The organism is Thiomonas sp. FB-6 (assembly GCF_000377645.1).
Classification (GTDB): Bacteria; Pseudomonadota; Gammaproteobacteria; order Burkholderiales; family Burkholderiaceae_C; genus Thiomonas_A.
Window position 1 is genome coordinate 78,441 of the sequence record NZ_KB898476.1, and the last position, 17,932, is coordinate 96,372.

Sequence of the window (17,932 nt, forward strand, 5' to 3'; positions counted from 1 at the left end):
CAGCGCGAACATACTGCATCCGGCCTCCCCGGGGCAGGCCGCGGCCCCGCCCGCGGGGGAGGACTCAGGCCGCCTGGGCCTCGGGCTCCACCGCGTCCTCGGCGCCTTGCGGCGCGGGCAGGCGGATCAGGTGGTCGAAGGCGCTGAGCGCCGCCTTCGCGCCCTCGCCCATGGCGATGACGATCTGCTTGAAGGGCGTGGTGGTCACGTCGCCGGCGGCGAACACCCCCGGCACCGAGGTGGCGCCGCGCGCGTCCACCTCCACCTCGCCGCGCGCGGACAGCGCCACCGCGCCGCGCAGCCATTCGGCGTTCGGCAGCAGGCCGATCTGCACGAACACGCCCTCGAGCTCCAGGCGCTGCGAGGCGCCGCTGGCGCGATCGGTGTAGAGCAGGCCCTGCACCTTGCTGCCGTCGCCGACCACCTCGGTGGTCTGGGCCTGCGTGATCACGCGCACGTTGGGCAGGCTGCGCAGCTTGCGCTGCAGCACCTCGTCGGCGCGCAGCCGGGCGTCGAACTCGAGCAGCGTGACGTGCTGCACCACGCCGGCCAGGTCGATGGCAGCCTCCACGCCGGAGTTGCCGCCGCCGATCACCGCCACGCGCTTGCCCTTGAACAGCGGGCCGTCGCAGTGGGGGCAGTAGGTGACGCCCTTGTTGCGGTATTCCTGTTCGCCGGGAACGTTCATGTTGCGCCAGCGCGCGCCGGTGGCCAGCACCACGCTGCGCGCCCGCAGGGTCGCGCCGCTTTGCAGGCGCACGCCGATGGGCTCGCCGAGCGCGGCCGCGGGCAGCAGTTGCGCCGCCTGCTGGCCGCGCATCACGTCCACGTCGTAGGCCTGCACATGCTGCTCCAGCGCGGCGCTCAGGCGCGGGCCCTCGGTGTAGGGCACGGAAATCAGGTTCTCGATGGACAGGGTGTCGGCCACCTGGCCGCCCATGCGCTCGGCCAGCATCCCGGTGCGGATGCCCTTGCGCGCGGCGTACACGGCGGCGGCCGCGCCGGCGGGTCCGCCGCCCACCACCAGCACGTCGAACACCTCGCGCGCATCCAGCGCGCGCGCCTCGCGCTGCGCCGCGCCGCGGTCCAGGCGCGCCACGATCTGCTCCACGCTCATGCGCCCCTGGTCGAAGGGCTCGCCGTCCAGGAACACGCTGGGCACGGCCATCACCTGGCGCGACTCCACCTCCTGCGGGAACAGCGCGCCGTCGATGGCGACGTGGCGGATGCGCGGGTTGAGCACGCTGAGCATGTTCAGCGCCTGCACGGTGTCGGGGCAGCTGTGGCAGGACAGGGACATGAAGGTCTCGAAGCGCCAATCGCCTTCGAGCGCACGCACCTGCTCGGCCAGTTCCGGGTCGATGCGCGGCGGGTAGCCGCCCACCTGCAGCAGCGCCAGCACCAGCGAGGTGAACTCGTGGCCCAGCGGGATGCCGGCGAAGCTCACCTCGACGTCGCTGCCGCTGCGCACGATGCGGAAGGACGGCTTGCGTGCGTCGCCGCCGTCCTCGCGCAGGCTCAGCAGCGGGCTGAGCTCGGCGATCTCGCGCAGCAGTTCGCGCAATTCCGCGGATTTGGCGCCATCGTCCAGCGAGGCCACGAGTTCCACGGGCCGCTCGAGTTTTTGCAAATGGGAGCGCAGCGCGTCCCGGAGATCGGCTTCCAGCATGTTCGTTTCCTGTACGGGCGATGGCGTTGCGGCCGCGCCGGCGGCGCGGCCGCGGGGCGGGAGATCAGATCTTCCCGACCAGGTCCAGCGAGGGCTTCAGGGTCTTCTCGCCTTCCTTCCACTTGGCCGGGCACACTTCGCCCGGGTGGCTGGCCACGTACTGCGCGGCCTTGACCTTGCGCAGCAGTTCGGAGGCGTCGCGCCCGATCCCGTTGTCATGGATCTCGCACAGCTTGATCTGGCCTTCGGGGTTGATCAGGAAGGTGCCGCGCAACGCCAGGCCCTCTTCCTCGATCATCACGTCGAAGTTGCGCGTGATGGCGCCGGTGGGGTCGCCGATCATCACGTACTGCACCTTGCCGATGGCTTCGGAGGTGTCGTGCCAGGCCTTGTGCGCGAAATGGGTGTCGGTGGACACGCTGTACACCTCCACGCCCAGTTTCTTGAACTCGGCGTAGTGGTCGGCCAGGTCTTCCAGTTCGGTCGGGCACACGAAGGTGAAATCGGCCGGGTAGAACACGACCACCGACCAGTGCCCCTTCAGGGTGGCGTCCGTGACCTCGATGAACTTGCCGCTCTGGTAGGCGTTGGCCTTGAAGGGCTTGATTTCGGTGTTGATCAGCGACATCGGTAGTTTTCCTCATCAGTTTGGAAGAGGTTTCATGCTATCCGGCGGCGCTCGATGGTTCCAATTGATTTTTGGGATCAGGGTCATGCGCCAAGGCTATGAGGGGCTCCGGGCCCCGGATTTCCACGCTGGCGCGTGCCTCGAAGCCGCCCGCGGCGCGCGGCCGGTGCGACTCCACCAGCACCAGGCATCGCAGGGTGTACATCCGGCCGCGCCATGCATCTGTACCGCCCGCAAGCGCGACCAGCTGTACTGGGACAACACAGTGGCAGTCTGCGATGATGGCGTCATGGACGACAAGCAGCCGCTGTACCTGCAATTGGCCTCGAGCCTGGAGCACCAGGCCCGCAACGGTTCGCTGCGCGCGGGCACGCGGCTGCCCTCGGTACGCAACCATGCGCAGCAGCAAGGCGTGTCCATCAGCACCGTGCTGCAGGCCTACCGGGCGCTGGAGGACCGTGGGGTCATCGAGGCGCGGCCCAAGTCGGGGTTTTTCGTGCGCCGCGCGGCGCGCAGCCCGGCCGAGCCGCTGCCGTCGCGCCCCTCGTCGCGACCCGCCGCGGTGGGCAAGCCCGCGATCGCCCGCGTGGTGATGGAAGCCGCCGGCGACCCGGCCTACCACTCCTTCGGCGCCGCGCAGGCCAGCCCCGACCTGTACCCCAACGAACGCATGCGCCGCTTCATCACGCGCGCCGCCGTGCGCCATGCGCCGTCGCTGGGGCGCTACCCGCGCCCCGCCGGCGCGGAGCCCCTGCGCCAGGCCATCGCGCGCCACGCCCTGCCCCTGGCTTGCAACCTGCATTGGCGCGACGTGCTGGTCACCCACGGCTGCCGCGAGGCGGTGGCGCTGTGCCTGCGCGCGGTGACCCGCCCGGGCGACGTGGTGGCCATCGAATCCCCGGCGTACTTCGGCTTCCTGGAACTGCTGCAGTCGCTGCAATTGCGCGCGCTGGAAATCCCCACGCATCCGCGCCATGGCATCTCGCTGGACGCGCTGGAATTCGCGCTGGACACGCAGCCGGTGCGCGCGCTGCTGGTCGTGCCCACGGTGTCCAACCCGCTGGGCTCGATCATGCCGGTGGCGGCCAAGCGCCGCCTGGCCGCGCTGGCCGCGGCCCGCGACCTGCCGGTGATCGAGGACGTGATCTGCAACGAACTGGCCGCCAGCGCCGACGCGCGCCGCGCCGTGCGCAGCTTCGACCCTACGGCGCGGGTGATGCTGTGCGGCTCCTTCAGCAAGACCCTCGCGCCCGGCCTGGCGCTGGGCTGGGTCGACGCCGGCCCGCGCGCCGCCGAACTGCTGGCCTGCAAGACGGCCAACAGCGCGGGCAGCGCGGAATTGCTCGAATGGGGCCTGGCCGACATGCTCGACGCGGGGGGCTACGAGCCCGCGCTGCGGCGCCTGCGGGGTTTTTTCGCCAGGCAGGTGCAGTTCGCGCGCGGCGTGATCGGCGAGAGCTTCCCGGCGGGAACCCGGGTGACCAACCCGGACGCCGGCTTTTTCCTCTGGCTGGAACTGCCCGCACCGGTCTGCGCGCTGAGCCTGTACGAGGCCTGCCTGGCCCGCCAGGTGGTGATCGCCCCCGGCCCGCTGTTCGGCGCGTCGGCGCGCTACGCGCATTGCCTGCGACTGAGCGTGGGCGAGCATTTCACCCCGGCGCGCATCCAGGCGCTGCGCGACATCGGCGCGCTGGCCTGCGACCAATTGCGCCGGGCGGCCGGCAAGCCGTGATCGCGGCGCGCGGCAGCGAAGCCAGGCGGCGCGCCATGGCCGCCCTGGCGGCGCTGCTGCTGCATGCGGCCGTATTGCTGGGGCTGCTGCGGGTCATGCAGGCGGCCGCGCCACGCACCCCGGTCCCGGCGGTGCTCGTGCGCATCGAGACGCAGCCTTCCGCCGCTTCGCCCGCCGGCCCCGCGCATGCCCCTGGCCAGACGTCGTCCGCGGCGCGGCGCTCGGCCGGGCTCGCACGACCGCGGGCCCCGCAGGGGGCCGCGCTCCAGCCGTCGGACGAATTCCGGCGAAGCCAGCCGCCTCGCGCAAGCGGCACCGGGCCGCTCCGGCGCGCCGCCCGGCCGCGGGAGCGCGAGCCCTCGCCGGCGTCGGGCGCGCAAGCGCGCCCGCCAGGCCGCATCACGGCACGCGCCACCTTGCCCGCGGGCTCGACGTCCGCGGCTGCCGGCGGCAACGCCTCCCCCCACGCGGGCACCGCCCCCAGCGAGACGGCGAGCGTGACCGCCGGGGCGACGGCCGCCACGGAAATCCCGGCCGCGCCCGGGGAGCCGGCGCAAGCTCCCCCCGCCGCGCGCGCCGAGGCTTCGGCGGGCACGGCTTCGCCGGCGGCGCGGGCCGGCCCGGCGCGCACGCCGGCCCCTTCCACCCCGCTGGCCGCGGAACTGGTCTGCCGCCAGCAGGTGCGCCCCGCCATGCCCGCGCTGGCGATCGAGGAAGGCGTGGGCGGCACGGTGGTGGCGCAGGCCCGGGTGGTGCACGGGCGCGTGAGCTCGGTCACCATCGTCTCCGGTCCGGAGATCTTCCACCGCGCCGTGCGCCAGGCCATGCTGCGCTACCGCTGCGAGGATCTGGGCGGGCGTGCCGTCACGGTGACGCAGGAATTCCGGTTCCAGCTGCGCTGATCGCAGGGGCCGCGGCCCCGCGGGCTCAGCGCCTGCAATGGGTCAAGGACCGGCACCAGAATCCGCCGCATGATGCGCATCACGCCGTCCACCCCACGCCGTCCGCGCCCCGACCTTCATGCCCTTCGCCATCGACCGCCCCGCCGCCGCGTTGCCGTCGCCCGCGGCGAGCGTGCCACCCTTTCTCGCAACCCTGCCGCCGAGTTCCGCGCAACGGCGGGCGGCCGCGGCGGTCCTGGCCGCGCTGCTGCTGCTCGCCGCGGCGGCGCTGCCCTGGCTGCACGTGCCGCTGGCGCCGCTGCGTGTGCTGGTTCCGGCCTACCAGACCGTCATGGCCCTGCTGGCGCTGCTCACCGGCTGGCTGCTGCTCGCGCAGGCCCGCATCCTGAGCTCGCGCGCGCTGCTCGTGCTCAGTGCGAGCTACGGCTTCTCCGCCGCCATGGCCCTGCTGCTGGCGCTGAGTTTCCCGGGTCTGCGCACGGGCGGAGGATCCTGGCTCGCGCAGGGCTACGCACAGACCACCGCCTGGCTGTACTTTCTCTGGCATGGCGGCTTCGCGCTGGGCATCGGCGGCTACGCGCTGGCGGCGCGCACGGGCCCGGCGGGAGGCAGGCCGCCTCTTCCGGCCGCCGCCGCGGCGCTGGCCTGGGGCCTGGCCGCCGCGGCCGCACTGGGCTGCGCGGCCTTCGCCACGGTGGGCTCGGCCTGGGTGCCGCCGCTGATGAGCGGCGACAGCGACCTTCCCGCGAGGACCTGGGCCGCGCTCGGCGCCTTCGCCACGGGAGCGCTGATGCTGGGGCTGCTGGCATGGCGCCGCCGCACGCGCACCGTGCTGGACCTCTGGCTGCAGCTGACCCTCGCCGCCTGGGCGCTGGCCGTGCTGCTGGCCGGGGTGCTCAACCACGGCCGCTTCGACCTGGGCTGGTACGTCGGCCGGCTGTGCAGCCTGGCGGCCGATCTCACGGTGCTGCTCGCGCTGCTGCTGGAGAACAGCGTGCTCTACGCCCGTCTGGCTGAGCAGCATCGCCGGGAGCACGCCTCGAATCGCCAGCGCCTGCAGGACAGCGAGCAGCGCTTTCGCACCGTGTTCGACCACGCGACGGTGGCCATCAGCGTGCACGACGCCGCCACCGGCGCCCTGCTGCAGGCCAACGCCCGCGCCCTGCAGACCTGCGGCGGCGACATGGAGCAGGCGCCGGCGCAAGGCTCGTGGCCCTTCGCCTGCGCGGCGCCCGCCGCACCCATCCGCGCCGCCGCGGCCGGGCCCAGCCGCATCGAGTGGCGCAGCCAGCGCTCCGACGGCACCGACTACTGGGAGGAGGTGCTGTTGACACCGGTCCAGCTCGACGGACACCCGCGCGTGCTCGCGGTGGCCAGCGACATCACCGAACGCAAGGAATTGCAGCGCCAGATCCTCGAAGTCAGCACGGCCGAGCAGGAGCGCATCGGGCGCGAGGTGCACGACGGCATCGGCCAGCAGCTCACCGCGCTCACCATGCTGGCCGGTGCCCTGCAGCGCCGGCTGCGGCTGGCCGGCCACGAGCCCGAGGCCGAGGCCCTGGGGCAGTTGCAACTGCATCTGCAGTCCACGCTGGAGCAGGCGCGCGCACTCGCACGCGGCCTGGCACCGGTGGACATCGACCGCCACGACCTGCCCGACGCCTTGCGCGAACTGGCCGCACGGGTGCGCGAAAGCACCGGACTGCACTGCGACTACGCGGGGCTGCTGCAACTCGAACTGCCGCGGGCCGCGCTGGCGCGCCACCTGTTCCGCATCGCGCAGGAAGGCGTGGCCAACGCGCTGCGCCACGCCGAGGCGACGCGGGTGCAGATCCGCCTCGAGGCGCACACACCCGGAATCGTGCTGCAGGTGCTGGACGACGGGCGCGGCGTGCAGGTCCCCGGCGCGCGCCGGGGGCGCCTCGGGTTGCACATCATGGCCTACCGGGCCGACGCGCTGGGCGCACGCCTGTACGTGCGCCGCCGCGCCGCCGGCGGAACCGAGGTGCGCTGCGAATTGCCGCTGGCCGAGGCGGCAAGGCCGGAGGCCGAGGCCGAGCCCCCGCGAAGCGGTGGCTGTGCCGCCCCGGATGCTTGATTACAGTAGCTGAGGAGTGCGTATCGCGGGCAGGACGGCACCCGCGCCGCGCCGCTTGAACACACAGGGAAAACACGGGGACATCGACACCAAACCATGGGCCTGCTCGACATTGCACGCCGTCTGGGCCTGCGCGGCGCCGCGCAGCCGGACCACCCGCCCGTCGCCTCATCCCCCGCGCAGCCCGCAGCCGCCGTCCCGCGCGGCCCCGTTCCGGGGCCAGCCGTCGCCGCCGCGCAACGCATGCCTCCCGCTCCGGGCGACGCCTGCCGCTTTTTCGTCTACGCGACAGGCCAGTCCTGCGTGGCCGGGCGCGGCATGAGCGCGAAGGAACGCGAGGTGCTGCGCACCCTGGACCAGGCGCTGGAAAAGCCGCGCGCCTTGGCCAACTGGATTCCGCGCCCGCCGTCGGTGCTGCCGCGCCTGCTGGCCTGCCTGCGCGACGACGAAGCCTCGCTGCGCGAGGCCTGCTCGCTGATCCGCGCCGATCCTTACCTCGCCGCCGAGATCCTGCGCCTGGCCAACTCGGCGCGCCACCAGCACGGCGCGCCGGTCACCGAACTGGAACGCGCGGTGACCCGCGTGGGCATCGACGGCGTGCGCCGGACGGTCAGCGCCAGCCTGGTGCGCCCGCTGTTCGACAGCATGCGCGACCCGCTGCTCGGCCAGGCCCTGCCGCGCCTGTGGACCCACGCGCAGACCAAGAGCGACTGGTGCCAGGCGATGGCGGGCGAGCGCGGCGTCGACGCCTTCGATGCCTACCTCGCCGGGCTCACCCACAACCTGGGCTGGATCGGCGCGCTCAAGGCGCTCGGGCGCAGCCCCTCGGCGGGAACCGCCAGCGGCTACAGCGCCGAGTTCGCGCTGGCGCTGGGCCGGCGTAGCGAGCGCATGTTCGGCTGCAGCGCCGAGCAGTGGCAGATCAGCGAGGCCTTGTCGCGCCTGGGCGCGGCCTTGCGCGTGCGCAGCCTGGAGGAATTGCGCGAAGCCCTCGCCGATGTCCTGCGCCAGGCCGACGCGCAAGCCACGCGCGAACTCGCCGCGGCCTGAACCGGGGCGCGGCGCGGCCCGGCCCTGGGGGCCTTCAGAACCCTGCGGCCTGCTGCATGGTTTCGGCCACGATGCCGTGCAGCGCCTCGCGCGTGCGGGTGCTGGTGTCGCGCAGGTCCGCGGCGATGCGCCCGCGGTTTTCCAGCAGGTAGGCATCCTCGGTGCGCATCACGCCCAGCGCCATGTTCATCAGGCGCATGGCGCCGGTCTCCATGCACACGCCCTTGAGCGCGTGCCCGGCGTCGCGCGCTGCCTGCATGTCGCCGGCAGCCAGCGCGTCCAGGATGCGCTCCGTGTTGGCCTCGATGTCCTCGGAGGCGCGGTCCAGCAGTTCCTTGATGAACACCTGCCGGGTGCCGATCTGGCGCAGGCGGTCGATGACGGCCAGGTCCACGAACACCACCGGCACCGGCCGCAGGTGCGAACTCCCCGCGGCGGCCGCGGGCGCCTGGGCGGAGGCGGCCGCCACCTCGCCCTGCACGGGTGCCGCCGCCACGTCGCCGGCGTCCTCGCAGGCCTGGCGGATCGCCGCGCGCAATTCGCGCAGGCGCACCGGCTTGGTCAGCACCCCGAGCGCGCCGGTGTTGCGCAGCTTCTCGCCCGTCACCACGGTGGCGTCGGCCGTCAGGAAATAGGCCGGCGCCGCGTCGTGCCGGCCGAAGCGATAGGTCTGCAGCAACACGCTGCCGTCCATCGCGCCGAGGTTGTAGTCCAGCAGCAGCAGGTCGAAACGGTCGGGCCCCGAGAGGATGTCCAGCGCCTGCTCGCCGCTGGCCGCCGTGACCACCGAATGCCCTTCGCGCTGCAGCAGTTCCTCCAGCAGGTAGCGGTTGGTCTGGTTGTCGTCGACCACCAGGATGCGCCGGCGGTCCACGTCCTCCGCCAGCAACTCGTCGTCCAGGGTGGCCGGGCGCTCCTCGGGCCTGGCCTTGCGCGAGCGCTGCATGCGCAGGTCGAACCAGAAGGTGCTGCCCATGCCGATCTCCGAGATCAGGCGCAGGTCGCCGCCCATCAGTTCGACCGCCTGCTTGCTGATCGCCAGGCCCAGCCCGGCCCCCTCGGCATGGGCATTCGACTGCCCCGGCACCTGCACGAAGGGATCGAAGATGCGCTGCTGGAATTCCTTGGCGATGCCCATGCCGGTGTCGCGCACGCTGAAGCGGATGGTGTAGGCGTCGTCATGCTGCTGCAGCATGGAGATCTGCAGGGCCACCGATCCGAATTCGGTGAACTTCACCGCGTTGCCCAGCAGGTTGATCAGGACCCGCACCAGCCAGTGCTGATCCCCGAGCACCGCGTCGGTGATGCGCGGATCCAGCGTGGCCGAGAAGGCCAGTCCCTTCTTCTGGGCCTTCATCTCCACCGAGGCGCGCACCACCTCGAGCTGCTGCTCCAGGTCCACCGTGTCGACCGACAGCGTGAGCTTGCCCACCGACAGGCGGCTCTGGTCGAGCAAGGCATTGATGTCCGCCAGCAGATGCGAACTCAGCGACAGGATGGTCTCGGCCAGGCGCTTCTGGCGCTGGTTCGGAATCTCGTTGCGCAGCAGTTCCGCGGCGTTCGAGATTCCCCCCAGCGGGGTGCGCAATTCATGGCTGGCGCGTGCCAGCAATTCGCTCTTGGCCATGCTTTCGCTTTCCGCGTAGCGCAGCGCCAGGTAGAGCTTGTCCATCAGGATCCCGACGTAGCCGGGAATGATCACGATGGAAATCATGCACGACAGCCAGAAGCTGAGGTGATCGCGCCAATACGGGACCAGCGGCCCCAGGGCCAGCCCCACCAGCGAGGCGACCTGCGAGCTGTGCATGATGCCCTTGCTTCCCGTGCGCATGCCGTAGCCGATGGCCGAAAACACGTAGAACGGAACCACCAGCTGCGCATAGGGCCCCAGCACCAGGGTCCAGCCGGTCAGTACCGCAGCGTCGGCCACGGCGCAGGCGTGCAGCAGCCAGTCCGGGAAGCGGAACTTGCGTCGCAGGCCGATCGCGTAGACGGCCCCCGCGTACAGCATGTGCGCGATGCCCACGGCCACCGCGTAGCGCGGCATCGTGCGGGTGAAATGAAAGGCGCCGAGCCCCAGCAGGATGATCGCGCCGCCGAAGAACAGGCGCACGATCACCTGGCCGCGCAATGCGGCGACGCGGTCGAAGATGACGGGCCTTTGCATGTCTGTCGCTCTCTTTCGGCGTCCCGGTTTACTGGAAGGTGCGCTGGATGGTCAATATCCGCGATTTGTGCGACAGGAAGGCCTGCACGAAATCCGGATCCAGGTGTTTCCCGGACTGCTCGCGCAGATAACCCTCGGCCTGCTCGTAGCTCCAGGGTTCCTTGTAGGGGCGCCGCGAGGTCAGCGCATCGTAGACGTCGACCACCGCCAGGATGCGCGCGGAAACCGGAATGTCGTTTCCGGCCAGATGGTCCGGATAGCCGCTGCCGTCGAATTTCTCATGGTGCGAACGCGCGATTTCCGCGGCCACCATCAGGGGCTCCGAATCGCCTCCGGCCAGCATGGCGTGGCCGATGATGGTGTGCGTGCGCATCACCTCCCATTCCTCCACGGTCAGCGTGCGCCGGGCCAGCAGAATGCTGTCGGGAATCGCGACCTTGCCGATGTCGTGCAGCGGAGAAGCCAGTTCGATCATCGACGCATAGTTGTCGTCGAAACCCAGGCCACGCGAAAGCACGGAGGCGTAGCGCCCGATGCGCGACAGGTGCGCGCCGGTGTCGGTATCACGCTGCTCGGCCACCTTGGCCAGGCGCAGCAGCGTGTCCATCTTCTTCTTCTGCAGGTCCTGCACGACCTGCTCCACCTTGCGCTCCAGGGATTGGGCATGCTGCAGCGTGGCCAGCTGGAAACGCCGCATATTCAAGAGGTTGCGGCAGCGCGCGGCGCATTCCCGATAATCCAGCGGGCGATTCAGATAATCGTTCGCGCCGGCGTCGAAAGCTTCGTAGCGGATTTGCACGTCCTCCACCGCCGTGATGCACACGATGGGCGGTTCGTGCAAATGCTCCAGCCTTCTCAGCGCGCGCACCAGTTCGACGCCGGTCATTTGCGGCATGCGGTAATCGGTGAGCACCAGGTCCACGTCGTGACCCTGCGCGAATTCGACGGCCGCGAAGGGGTCGCAGAAAGCCACGATCTGCCCCTCCGGGCAGAAGCCGCGCGCGATTTCCGTCAACAGGTGACAATTGGTCGGCTGATCATCGACGATCAGCACCACCGGCTTGCGCCCCCAGCGATCGCTCACGTTGCCAAGATCCATTGCGACACACCTCGATTTCAACAGGTTGGGAGGCTACCCACGGGAGCGCCCGCCGTACCATCGCCACACGCGCACCAAAGCACCGCCGCGAAGCCGCACCGGGCACTTGCCGGATCAACGTCCGAGCGCGCCCGCGCTTGTCTTGTCACGCCATTTCGGTTAGGCTGGAGCAAACCATGTTACAGGAAAATTCAATGGACGCCAGATGGACTGAAGAAAATATTATCGAACTCCTGAAGAAGACGGTTTTCGATACATTTGACATCGACCTCTCCGACGCCACTCCGCAAACTTCGGTTTCCGATATCGGACTCGATTCCATGGCCGTGCTGGACGTGATCATGACCGTCGAGGACACGATCGGAATCAAGCTAGGCCGGATCGAACTTCCCAAGAACCCCTCGCTGCAGGACGTCGCGGCCATGGTCGCGCGCAACGTCGAGGCTCGCGCCAATGAGTGACATCGCCATCACCGGGATCGGCGTGGTCTCGCCGATCGGCAACAGCCCGTCCGAGGTGTCCCAAAGCCTTTCGAACCTGCGTTCCGGGGTTCGTGTTTTCGAATCTCCGGATCTCTCCCGCCCCTTTCCGGTCGCCCCGGTCGAGGCCCAGTTCCGCGACCGCTTCAGCCGAATCGAACTGCCTTTCCTGGATCGTACAACCCAACTGGCCCTGGTTGCGGCGCGCCAGGCCGCGGAAAGTGCCGGAATTGTGGACTATTCCACACTTGGCGAACGTGCCGGGGTGTTTTACGGCACCGTGCGAGGCGGCGGCACAACGGAATGGGAGGGAATCCGCCAGTTCTATATCGAAGGACGGCGCACGACCAAGCCCTACGTGATCATGGGCTGCATGAACAATGCCGCCGCATCCTTCATCTCCATCCACCACAAGGTCTTCGGGCCCACCGCCTGCCATTCCTCGGCCTGCTCCTCCTCCGGCGCGGCGATCGCCGACGCCTGCCGGCACATCGCCAGCGGCGAGATCGACATCGCCTTCGCCGGCGGGGCCGAGTCGGCGCTGATGCCCGTGTTCCTCGGCGCCTGGGACGGCCTGCGCGCGCTGGCCGAGGTGGACGCCGACCCCTCGCGCAGCTGCAAGCCCTTCTCCGCCCAGCGCACCGGCCTGGTCCTCGGCGAAGGCAGCGTGTTCTTCATGCTGGAGTCGCGCGCCCACGCCGAGGCGCGCGGCGCGAACATCCTCGGCTTCGTCGAAGGCTGGGGCCTTGCCTCCGACGCCTATCACATCGGCGCGCCGCACCAGCGCGGGCAGATCGCCGCGCTGCGCGCGGCCTTGCGCCAGGCCGGCGCGGATCCCGGGCAGATCGACTACATCAACGCCCACGCCACGGCGACCAAGGGCGGCGATCCGGTGGAAGTAGCCTCGCTCAAGGAAGTGTTCGGCGAGCACAGCGCGAGCATTCCCGTCAGTTCCACCAAGTCGCTGCACGGGCACATGCTGGGGGCGGCCAGCGCCATGGAAATGCTGGCCTGCCTGCTGGCCATGCGCGACGGCTTCCTGCCGGCGACGGCCAACCTGGACGAGATCGACCCCGATTGCGCGGGGCTGAACCACGTCACCCAGGCCAACGTGCCCGGCACGGTGCGGCGCGCGCTGTCGCTGTCGGCCGGCTTCGGCGGCATCAACGCCGCGCTGGTGCTCCGCGCGGCTTGAGCCCCTCGGCCCCGCGAGCCGAGGGCGGGACGCCGCGGGCCCGCGCCAAGGAGCCGACGCGCCGGGCCGCGCAGCGAGCCGAAGCGGCCCCACGCGGCCGCGCGTCGTCAAATTCTTGACGGCAGCCGCTGCCCCGGGACCGGGTACGCCCCGGGGAGCGCGGTTGCCAGGGAGCCGGGCAAGGCCCCTGGCATCGTCCTTGCTTGAGGGATGCCGAGCGCCTGTGGAGGCGCATCGGCGAATCCCCCGACCATGATCCCGCAGCAGACTCTGTCCCGCCTGAAATACCTGCCGCAGTTGGCCCCGGCCGAGAGCGCGCTGGTGCAGACCCGCTTCGATGCCGCCAGTTCCGCGCTGTGGGTCTCCATGGTCCCGCGCGAGGGCAAGCCCCACAACTTCTCCCGCGAACTGCTGGGCTCCCTGCAGTCGCTCACCGAGCATTTCGACGAACTGGGCCCGCGCTGGGAGACCGAGACCGGCGAGGAAGCGGTGCACTACGTGATCCTGCGTTCCCTGCACCCCGAGTACTTCAGCCTGGGCGGCGACCTGGCGCATTTCCTCGACTGCATCCGGGCCCGCGACAGCCATGCCCTGCAGCGCTATTCGATGCAGTGCCTGGACATGATCTACCGCTGGGCCACCGTGCTCAACCGCAAGTCCACGACCGTTTCGCTGGTGCAGGGCCGCGCGCTGGGCGGCGGCTTCGAGGCCGCGCTGGCCGCCGATTTCATCATCGCCGAGGAACAGGCCGAGTTCGGCCTGCCGGAGATCCTGTTCGGGCTGTTCCCCTGCTCCGGGGGCATGAGCCTGCTGGCGCGCCGCATCGGCGTGGCCGCGGCCGAGCGCCTGATGCGCAGCGGCAAGATCTACTCCGCCGCCGAGATGCTCGAGATGGGCGTGATCGACGAGATCTGCCCGACCGGGCGCGGCGAAGCCGCGGTGCGCGAATTCCTCGCCGAGCACGCCAAGCGCCGCAAGGCGCGCATGGCCCTGCAGCGCGCACGCCTGCGCATGCAGCCGCTGGACTACGCCGAGCTGGCCACCGTGGTGGACGAATGGGTGGACACGGCGCTGCAACTCGACGATGACGAGATCCGCGTGCTGGAAACCCTGGTGCGCATGCAGCGCACCGAGTTCGCCCACTGAACCCGCGGCGCGGCCGCGGCCGCGCCCTGCCTTGCCCCGCACTGCCTCGCAACGATTCGTTGCATCGCCGTGGGGAATGCGTATTCTCCCTTTTGTCATTTCTCGGAACTAGGCTGATCATCGGACGATCCGCTTCCATTCCCACACGAAATGACCGTTGCCCAACGCCTGTACCTCCTGATCGCACTGGCGATCGCCGGCCTGCTGGGCCTGTCCGGCTTCGGATCCTCGCAGATCCACCAGGTGTTCGAGTCCACCAATTTCGCCAACGTCCACACGGTGCCCGCGCTGGTCGACCTCGACCTGCTGCGCGACCATTTCCTGCGCGTGCGCCGCTGGACCAACGACGTCGTCAACCGCCCCGGCCCCGACGAGCTTCGCAACGCGCGCACCCGCATCCAGCAGGATTCGCGCATCGTCGAGCAATCCCTGGCCGACTACGCCAGGACCGCCGACGACCCGCGCGACAAGCAGTTGCTCCAGACCGAGAGCGCCTCCTGGCAGGCCTACTCCAAGAGCGTTTCGCAGATCCTCGCCGCCATCGCGGGCGGCAACATGGACCTGACCCAGCAGCTGCAGCCCGGCAACAACGCCGACGCGGACCGCCTGGCCAGGCAGATCGACGCGCATTTCGACTTCAACGTGAAGCAGGCCCACGCCGGCGCCGCTACCGCGCAGCAGGCCATGGCCAGCAGCATGCTGCGCTTCCTGCTGGTCAGCGCCGTGCTGGCCGTGGTGCTGCTCGCCGGCGGCTGGCTGATCGTGCGCGCGCTGCTGCGCCAGCTCGGCGGCGAACCGGCGATCGCCGCGGACATCGTGCGCAAGGTCGCCGCCGGCGACCTCACCGTGCACGTGCCCACGCGCGCCGGAGACACCCGCAGCATGCTCGCCGCGGTGCGCGAGATGGTGGAGAAGCTCGCCGTCACGCTGGGCTCCGTGCGCGCCGCGGCGGACAACCTTTCTGCGGCCTCGGTGCAGGTGTCCAGCACATCGCAAAGCCTGTCCCAGGGCGCCTCCGAACAGGCCGCCTCGGTGGAACAGACCTCGGCCACGCTGGAGCAGTCGGCCGCCTCCATCAAGCAGAACGCCGACAACGCGCGCCTGACCGCGGGCATGGCCCGCCAGGCCGCGCAGCAGGCCCGCGACGGCGGCACCGCGGTGCGCAAGACCGTCGACGACATGCAGGCCATCGCCGAACGCATCGGCATCGTCGACGACATCGCCTACCAGACCAACATGCTGGCGCTCAACGCCGCCATCGAGGCGGCGCGCGCCGGCGAGCACGGCAAGGGCTTCGCCGTGGTGGCCGCCGAGGTGCGCAAGCTGGCCGAGAGCGCGCAAGTCGCCGCGCGCGAGATCGGCGAGCTCGCCTCCAGCTCGGTCAGGCAGGCCGAGGCCGCGGGCGAACTTCTGGACCAGGTGGTGCCGGCCATCACCCGCACCAGCGAACTCATCGAGGAAATCGACGCCGCCAGCGCCGAGCAGTCGACGGGCATCGAACAGATCAACCAGGCGATGTCCCAGCTCAACGGCACCACCCAGCAGAACGCCTCGGCCTCCGAGCAGCTGGCGGCCACCGCCGAGCAGCTCCACGGCCAGTCGGCCGAGCTGCAGTCGCAGGTGGTGCAGTTCCGCCTGCCGGGGCCCGGGGGCATCGTCGCGTCCGACGCCGGCGCGCTGCGCCCGGCGCAGGGCCACGTCCCGCGGGCGGCGACGCAAGCTGCCGCGCGCCCGGCTTCGGCCCCAGCGGCCGGCCCCGCCGCCGCGCAGGCGCTGGCGCAGGAGCAGTTCGTCAAGTTCTAGTGTTCTAGCCGAGGACTCCGCAGCCCCCGGGGCCGCCGGGTTCAGGGGCCGGACGGATCGACGGGAATCACGGCGATCGGCCGCCGCTGCCCGGACGCAGATTGAGCGCCGTCGCCCGGCGCACCGATTCCGAGGATGCTCGCCACCACCGAAGGCGCCGCGACCGCATCGGCCAGCGTCGCCTTGTCGAGCTCGAACATGAAGGCGTCGACCGCGCGCCGCAGCACCCGCTTGAGGTTGCACACCTGGGCGATCGCGCAATCGGGCTCCGCGGCCGCGTCATGGCATTCCACGACGGCAAAATCCTTCTCCACCATGCGCACGATCTCCCCGATGGAGATCGAAGCGGGGTCTCGGGTCAGGCGCACGCCGCCGGCCCGGCCGCGCGCCGTTTCCAGCACCCCATGGTGCGCGAGTTCGTTGACCACCTTCTTCAGGTGGCTGCGGGAGATCCGGTAGGCATCGGCGATTTCGTCGATGGTGCCGCTGCCCTGGCCGCAGCGCTCCAGGCTCAGGTAGATCAGAACACGCAGCGCATAGTCGGTGCGCATGGTCAGCCGCATGGCGTGGTCTCCTTATCGTTCCTCAGGAAGTGATCTTATTCCTGCCCCGGGCACAAGCGCCTGCGACGCAGCTTCTTGCTGGGTGCTTGGTACGGAGCCCGGAGTTGCAAGCGACGATCGCCTTTCTATAATAGACATTCTACATGAATGTTTTGGAGGGCCATCGTGGCTCGATTACAGGTTTCCGCGGAAACTGCCGCGCACCCCGCCGCCACGGGATGGCCGCTGCTGCGCCTGGGCTTTCGGCCCTTCTACCTGGGCGCGTCGGCCTATGCCGTGCTCGCGATGGGGCTCTGGTTCCTCGTCTTCACCGGTCGCATGGAGGTCGCACCGCGGCTGAGCCCGGTGCTGTGGCACGCGCACGAGATGCTCTACGGCTTCGTCGTGGCCGTGATCGTGGGCTTCCTGCTCACCGCCGGCCGGGTCTGGACCCAGCTGTCGACCCCGCGCGGGCCCGCGCTGGGCGCGCTGTTCGCGCTGTGGGCGGCCGGCCGCGTCGCCGCGGCCAGCGGCCCCTACATGCTCTTCTTCCTGCTCGATGGATCCTTCCTGATCATCGTCGCCGCCGTGTTCGCGGGGCTGCTGCTGCGCGCGGGGAACCGGCGCAATGCCGCGGTCGGCGGCGTGCTGGCCCTGCTGGCCCTGCTGGCCCTGGCCAACGTGCTGTTCCATCTCGCCGTCCTGGCGGTCGTACCCATCGATCCGATGCGCGCCATCTACGCGGCCATCGCCCTCGTGGTCCTGCTCGAGTGCATCATCGGCGGGCGCGTGATCCCGCAGTTCAGCCGCAACGCCGTGCCCGGTCTGCAACTGGCGGTGTCGCCACGGCGCGAACTGCTGGCGGCCGCCGTGACCGGCATCGGGCTGCTGGCCTGGGTCCTGGGAGCGCCGGCGACCGCCACCGCGGTGCTGCTCGCCGCCACCGCGGTGCTGCAGGCGTTGCGCCTGCTGTCGTGGAAACCGTGGCGCAGCCTGGGGCGCCCGATCCTGTGGGTGCTGCACCTGGGGTATGCCTGGATCCCGGTCGGGCTGGCACTGCTGGCGGCCGCGCAGGTGGGATGGATTCCAGCGTCGCCGGCGCTGCACGCGTTGACCGTGGGCTCGATGGGAGGACTGATCATCGGCATGCTCACCCGCACCGCGCGCGGCCATACCGCACGCCCCTTGCAGGCGGGCCCGGTCGAGGTGGCCGCCTATGCGGCGCTGCTCCTCGCCGCCCTCGTGCGGGTGGCAGCCCCCTTGCTGCTGCCTGCGCTGAGCGTGCCGGCGCTGCTGGCTTCAGGACTTCTGTGGATGCTCGGTTTCGCCGCCTACCTCGCGCGCTTCGCGCCCTGGCTGCTCGCGACCCGCCTCGACGGGCGCGACGGTTGAGCCGAGCCGCCCGATGAGGGCCGGCGCGGG

The 17,932-nt window shown here is 70.6% G+C and carries 14 protein-coding genes; 9 read left to right on the top strand and 5 right to left on the bottom strand.

What is annotated here, in order from left to right:
- Positions 1 to 64: 64 nt before the first annotated feature.
- Both ahpF and ahpC read right to left on the bottom strand, forming a co-directional pair.
- A complete protein-coding gene (gene ahpF / locus D466_RS0107600; RefSeq protein WP_018913117.1) occupies positions 65 to 1,669 on the bottom strand; it encodes an alkyl hydroperoxide reductase subunit F in 1,605 nt (534 codons plus the stop codon).
- Positions 1,670 to 1,733: 64 nt separating this feature from the next.
- Positions 1,734 to 2,297: an alkyl hydroperoxide reductase subunit C gene (gene ahpC / locus D466_RS0107605; RefSeq protein WP_018913118.1), complete on the bottom strand. Its 564-nt coding sequence runs from the start codon at positions 2,295 to 2,297 to the stop codon at positions 1,734 to 1,736.
- 289 nt (positions 2,298 to 2,586) lie between these two features.
- On the opposite strand from ahpC, the gene D466_RS21005 reads away from it, so the two are divergent.
- The 4 genes from D466_RS21005 to D466_RS0107625 all read left to right on the top strand — a co-directional run bounded on the left by D466_RS21005 (position 2,587) and on the right by D466_RS0107625 (position 8,079).
- Positions 2,587 to 4,029 (top strand): PLP-dependent aminotransferase family protein, encoded by a 1,443-nt coding sequence (locus tag D466_RS21005; protein ID WP_018913119.1) that lies wholly within the window; start codon positions 2,587 to 2,589, stop codon positions 4,027 to 4,029.
- A gap of 35 nt (positions 4,030 to 4,064) precedes the next feature.
- Positions 4,065 to 4,931 (top strand): hypothetical protein, encoded by an 867-nt coding sequence (locus D466_RS22725; protein ID WP_156004105.1) that lies wholly within the window; start codon positions 4,065 to 4,067, stop codon positions 4,929 to 4,931.
- Between the two features lie 118 nt (positions 4,932 to 5,049).
- The gene (locus tag D466_RS0107620; RefSeq protein WP_018913120.1) at positions 5,050 to 7,029 is read left to right on the top strand and encodes an MASE4 domain-containing protein; all 1,980 of its coding nucleotides are present in this window, start codon (positions 5,050 to 5,052) and stop codon (positions 7,027 to 7,029) included.
- Positions 7,030 to 7,125: 96 nt separating this feature from the next.
- Complete coding sequence (locus D466_RS0107625; protein ID WP_018913121.1) at positions 7,126 to 8,079, top strand: HDOD domain-containing protein; 954 nt, start codon at positions 7,126 to 7,128, stop codon at positions 8,077 to 8,079.
- Between the two features lie 34 nt (positions 8,080 to 8,113).
- Here the strand turns inward: D466_RS0107625 and D466_RS0107630 are convergent, their stop codons facing one another.
- Positions 8,114 to 10,246: an ATP-binding protein gene (locus tag D466_RS0107630; RefSeq protein WP_018913122.1), complete on the bottom strand. Its 2,133-nt coding sequence runs from the start codon at positions 10,244 to 10,246 to the stop codon at positions 8,114 to 8,116.
- Positions 10,247 to 10,274: 28 nt separating this feature from the next.
- The gene (locus D466_RS0107635; protein WP_026285012.1) at positions 10,275 to 11,330 is read right to left on the bottom strand and encodes an HD domain-containing phosphohydrolase; all 1,056 of its coding nucleotides are present in this window, start codon (positions 11,328 to 11,330) and stop codon (positions 10,275 to 10,277) included.
- 191 nt (positions 11,331 to 11,521) lie between these two features.
- Between D466_RS0107635 and D466_RS21015 the strand changes: the two genes are divergently transcribed.
- From D466_RS21015 to D466_RS21025, 4 genes are all read left to right on the top strand, one after another.
- A complete protein-coding gene (locus tag D466_RS21015) occupies positions 11,522 to 11,806 on the top strand; it encodes an acyl carrier protein (protein ID WP_081629872.1) in 285 nt (94 codons plus the stop codon).
- Positions 11,799 to 13,019, top strand: coding sequence for a beta-ketoacyl synthase (locus D466_RS0107645; RefSeq protein ID WP_018913125.1), 1,221 nt, complete (start codon positions 11,799 to 11,801; stop codon positions 13,017 to 13,019). Before D466_RS21015 ends, D466_RS0107645 begins: the two co-directional genes overlap by 8 nt.
- 252 nt (positions 13,020 to 13,271) lie before the next feature.
- Entirely contained in the window at positions 13,272 to 14,165 is an 894-nt protein-coding gene (locus tag D466_RS21020) for a crotonase/enoyl-CoA hydratase family protein (protein ID WP_018913126.1), read from the top strand.
- Positions 14,166 to 14,315: 150 nt separating this feature from the next.
- Positions 14,316 to 15,968, top strand: a complete 1,653-nt coding sequence (locus D466_RS21025) for a methyl-accepting chemotaxis protein (RefSeq protein ID WP_018913127.1) — start codon at positions 14,316 to 14,318, stop codon at positions 15,966 to 15,968.
- Between the two features lie 41 nt (positions 15,969 to 16,009).
- Here D466_RS21025 and D466_RS0107660 read toward each other — a convergent pair whose 3' ends face one another.
- Entirely contained in the window at positions 16,010 to 16,531 is a 522-nt protein-coding gene (locus tag D466_RS0107660; protein WP_018913128.1) for an Rrf2 family transcriptional regulator, read from the bottom strand.
- Positions 16,532 to 16,696: 165 nt separating this feature from the next.
- On the opposite strand from D466_RS0107660, the gene D466_RS0107665 reads away from it, so the two are divergent.
- Positions 16,697 to 17,902, top strand: a complete 1,206-nt coding sequence (locus D466_RS0107665) for an NnrS family protein (protein WP_026285013.1) — start codon at positions 16,697 to 16,699, stop codon at positions 17,900 to 17,902.
- Positions 17,903 to 17,932: the final 30 nt, after the last annotated feature.

Coding starts and splice junctions, on each gene's coding strand:
- ahpF (WP_018913117.1), bottom strand. CDS start 1,669: ATGCTGGAAGCCGATCTCCGGGACGCGCTGCGCTCCCATTTGCAAAAA.
- ahpC (WP_018913118.1), bottom strand. CDS start 2,297: ATGTCGCTGATCAACACCGAAATCAAGCCCTTCAAGGCCAACGCCTAC.
- D466_RS21005 (WP_018913119.1), top strand. CDS start 2,587: ATGGACGACAAGCAGCCGCTGTACCTGCAATTGGCCTCGAGCCTGGAG.
- D466_RS22725 (WP_156004105.1), top strand. CDS start 4,065: ATGGCCGCCCTGGCGGCGCTGCTGCTGCATGCGGCCGTATTGCTGGGG.
- D466_RS0107620 (WP_018913120.1), top strand. CDS start 5,050: ATGCCCTTCGCCATCGACCGCCCCGCCGCCGCGTTGCCGTCGCCCGCG.
- D466_RS0107625 (WP_018913121.1), top strand. CDS start 7,126: ATGGGCCTGCTCGACATTGCACGCCGTCTGGGCCTGCGCGGCGCCGCG.
- D466_RS0107630 (WP_018913122.1), bottom strand. CDS start 10,246: ATGCAAAGGCCCGTCATCTTCGACCGCGTCGCCGCATTGCGCGGCCAG.
- D466_RS21015 (WP_081629872.1), top strand. CDS start 11,522: ATGTTACAGGAAAATTCAATGGACGCCAGATGGACTGAAGAAAATATT.
- D466_RS0107645 (WP_018913125.1), top strand. CDS start 11,799: ATGAGTGACATCGCCATCACCGGGATCGGCGTGGTCTCGCCGATCGGC.
- D466_RS21020 (WP_018913126.1), top strand. CDS start 13,272: ATGATCCCGCAGCAGACTCTGTCCCGCCTGAAATACCTGCCGCAGTTG.
- D466_RS21025 (WP_018913127.1), top strand. CDS start 14,316: ATGACCGTTGCCCAACGCCTGTACCTCCTGATCGCACTGGCGATCGCC.
- D466_RS0107660 (WP_018913128.1), bottom strand. CDS start 16,531: ATGCGGCTGACCATGCGCACCGACTATGCGCTGCGTGTTCTGATCTAC.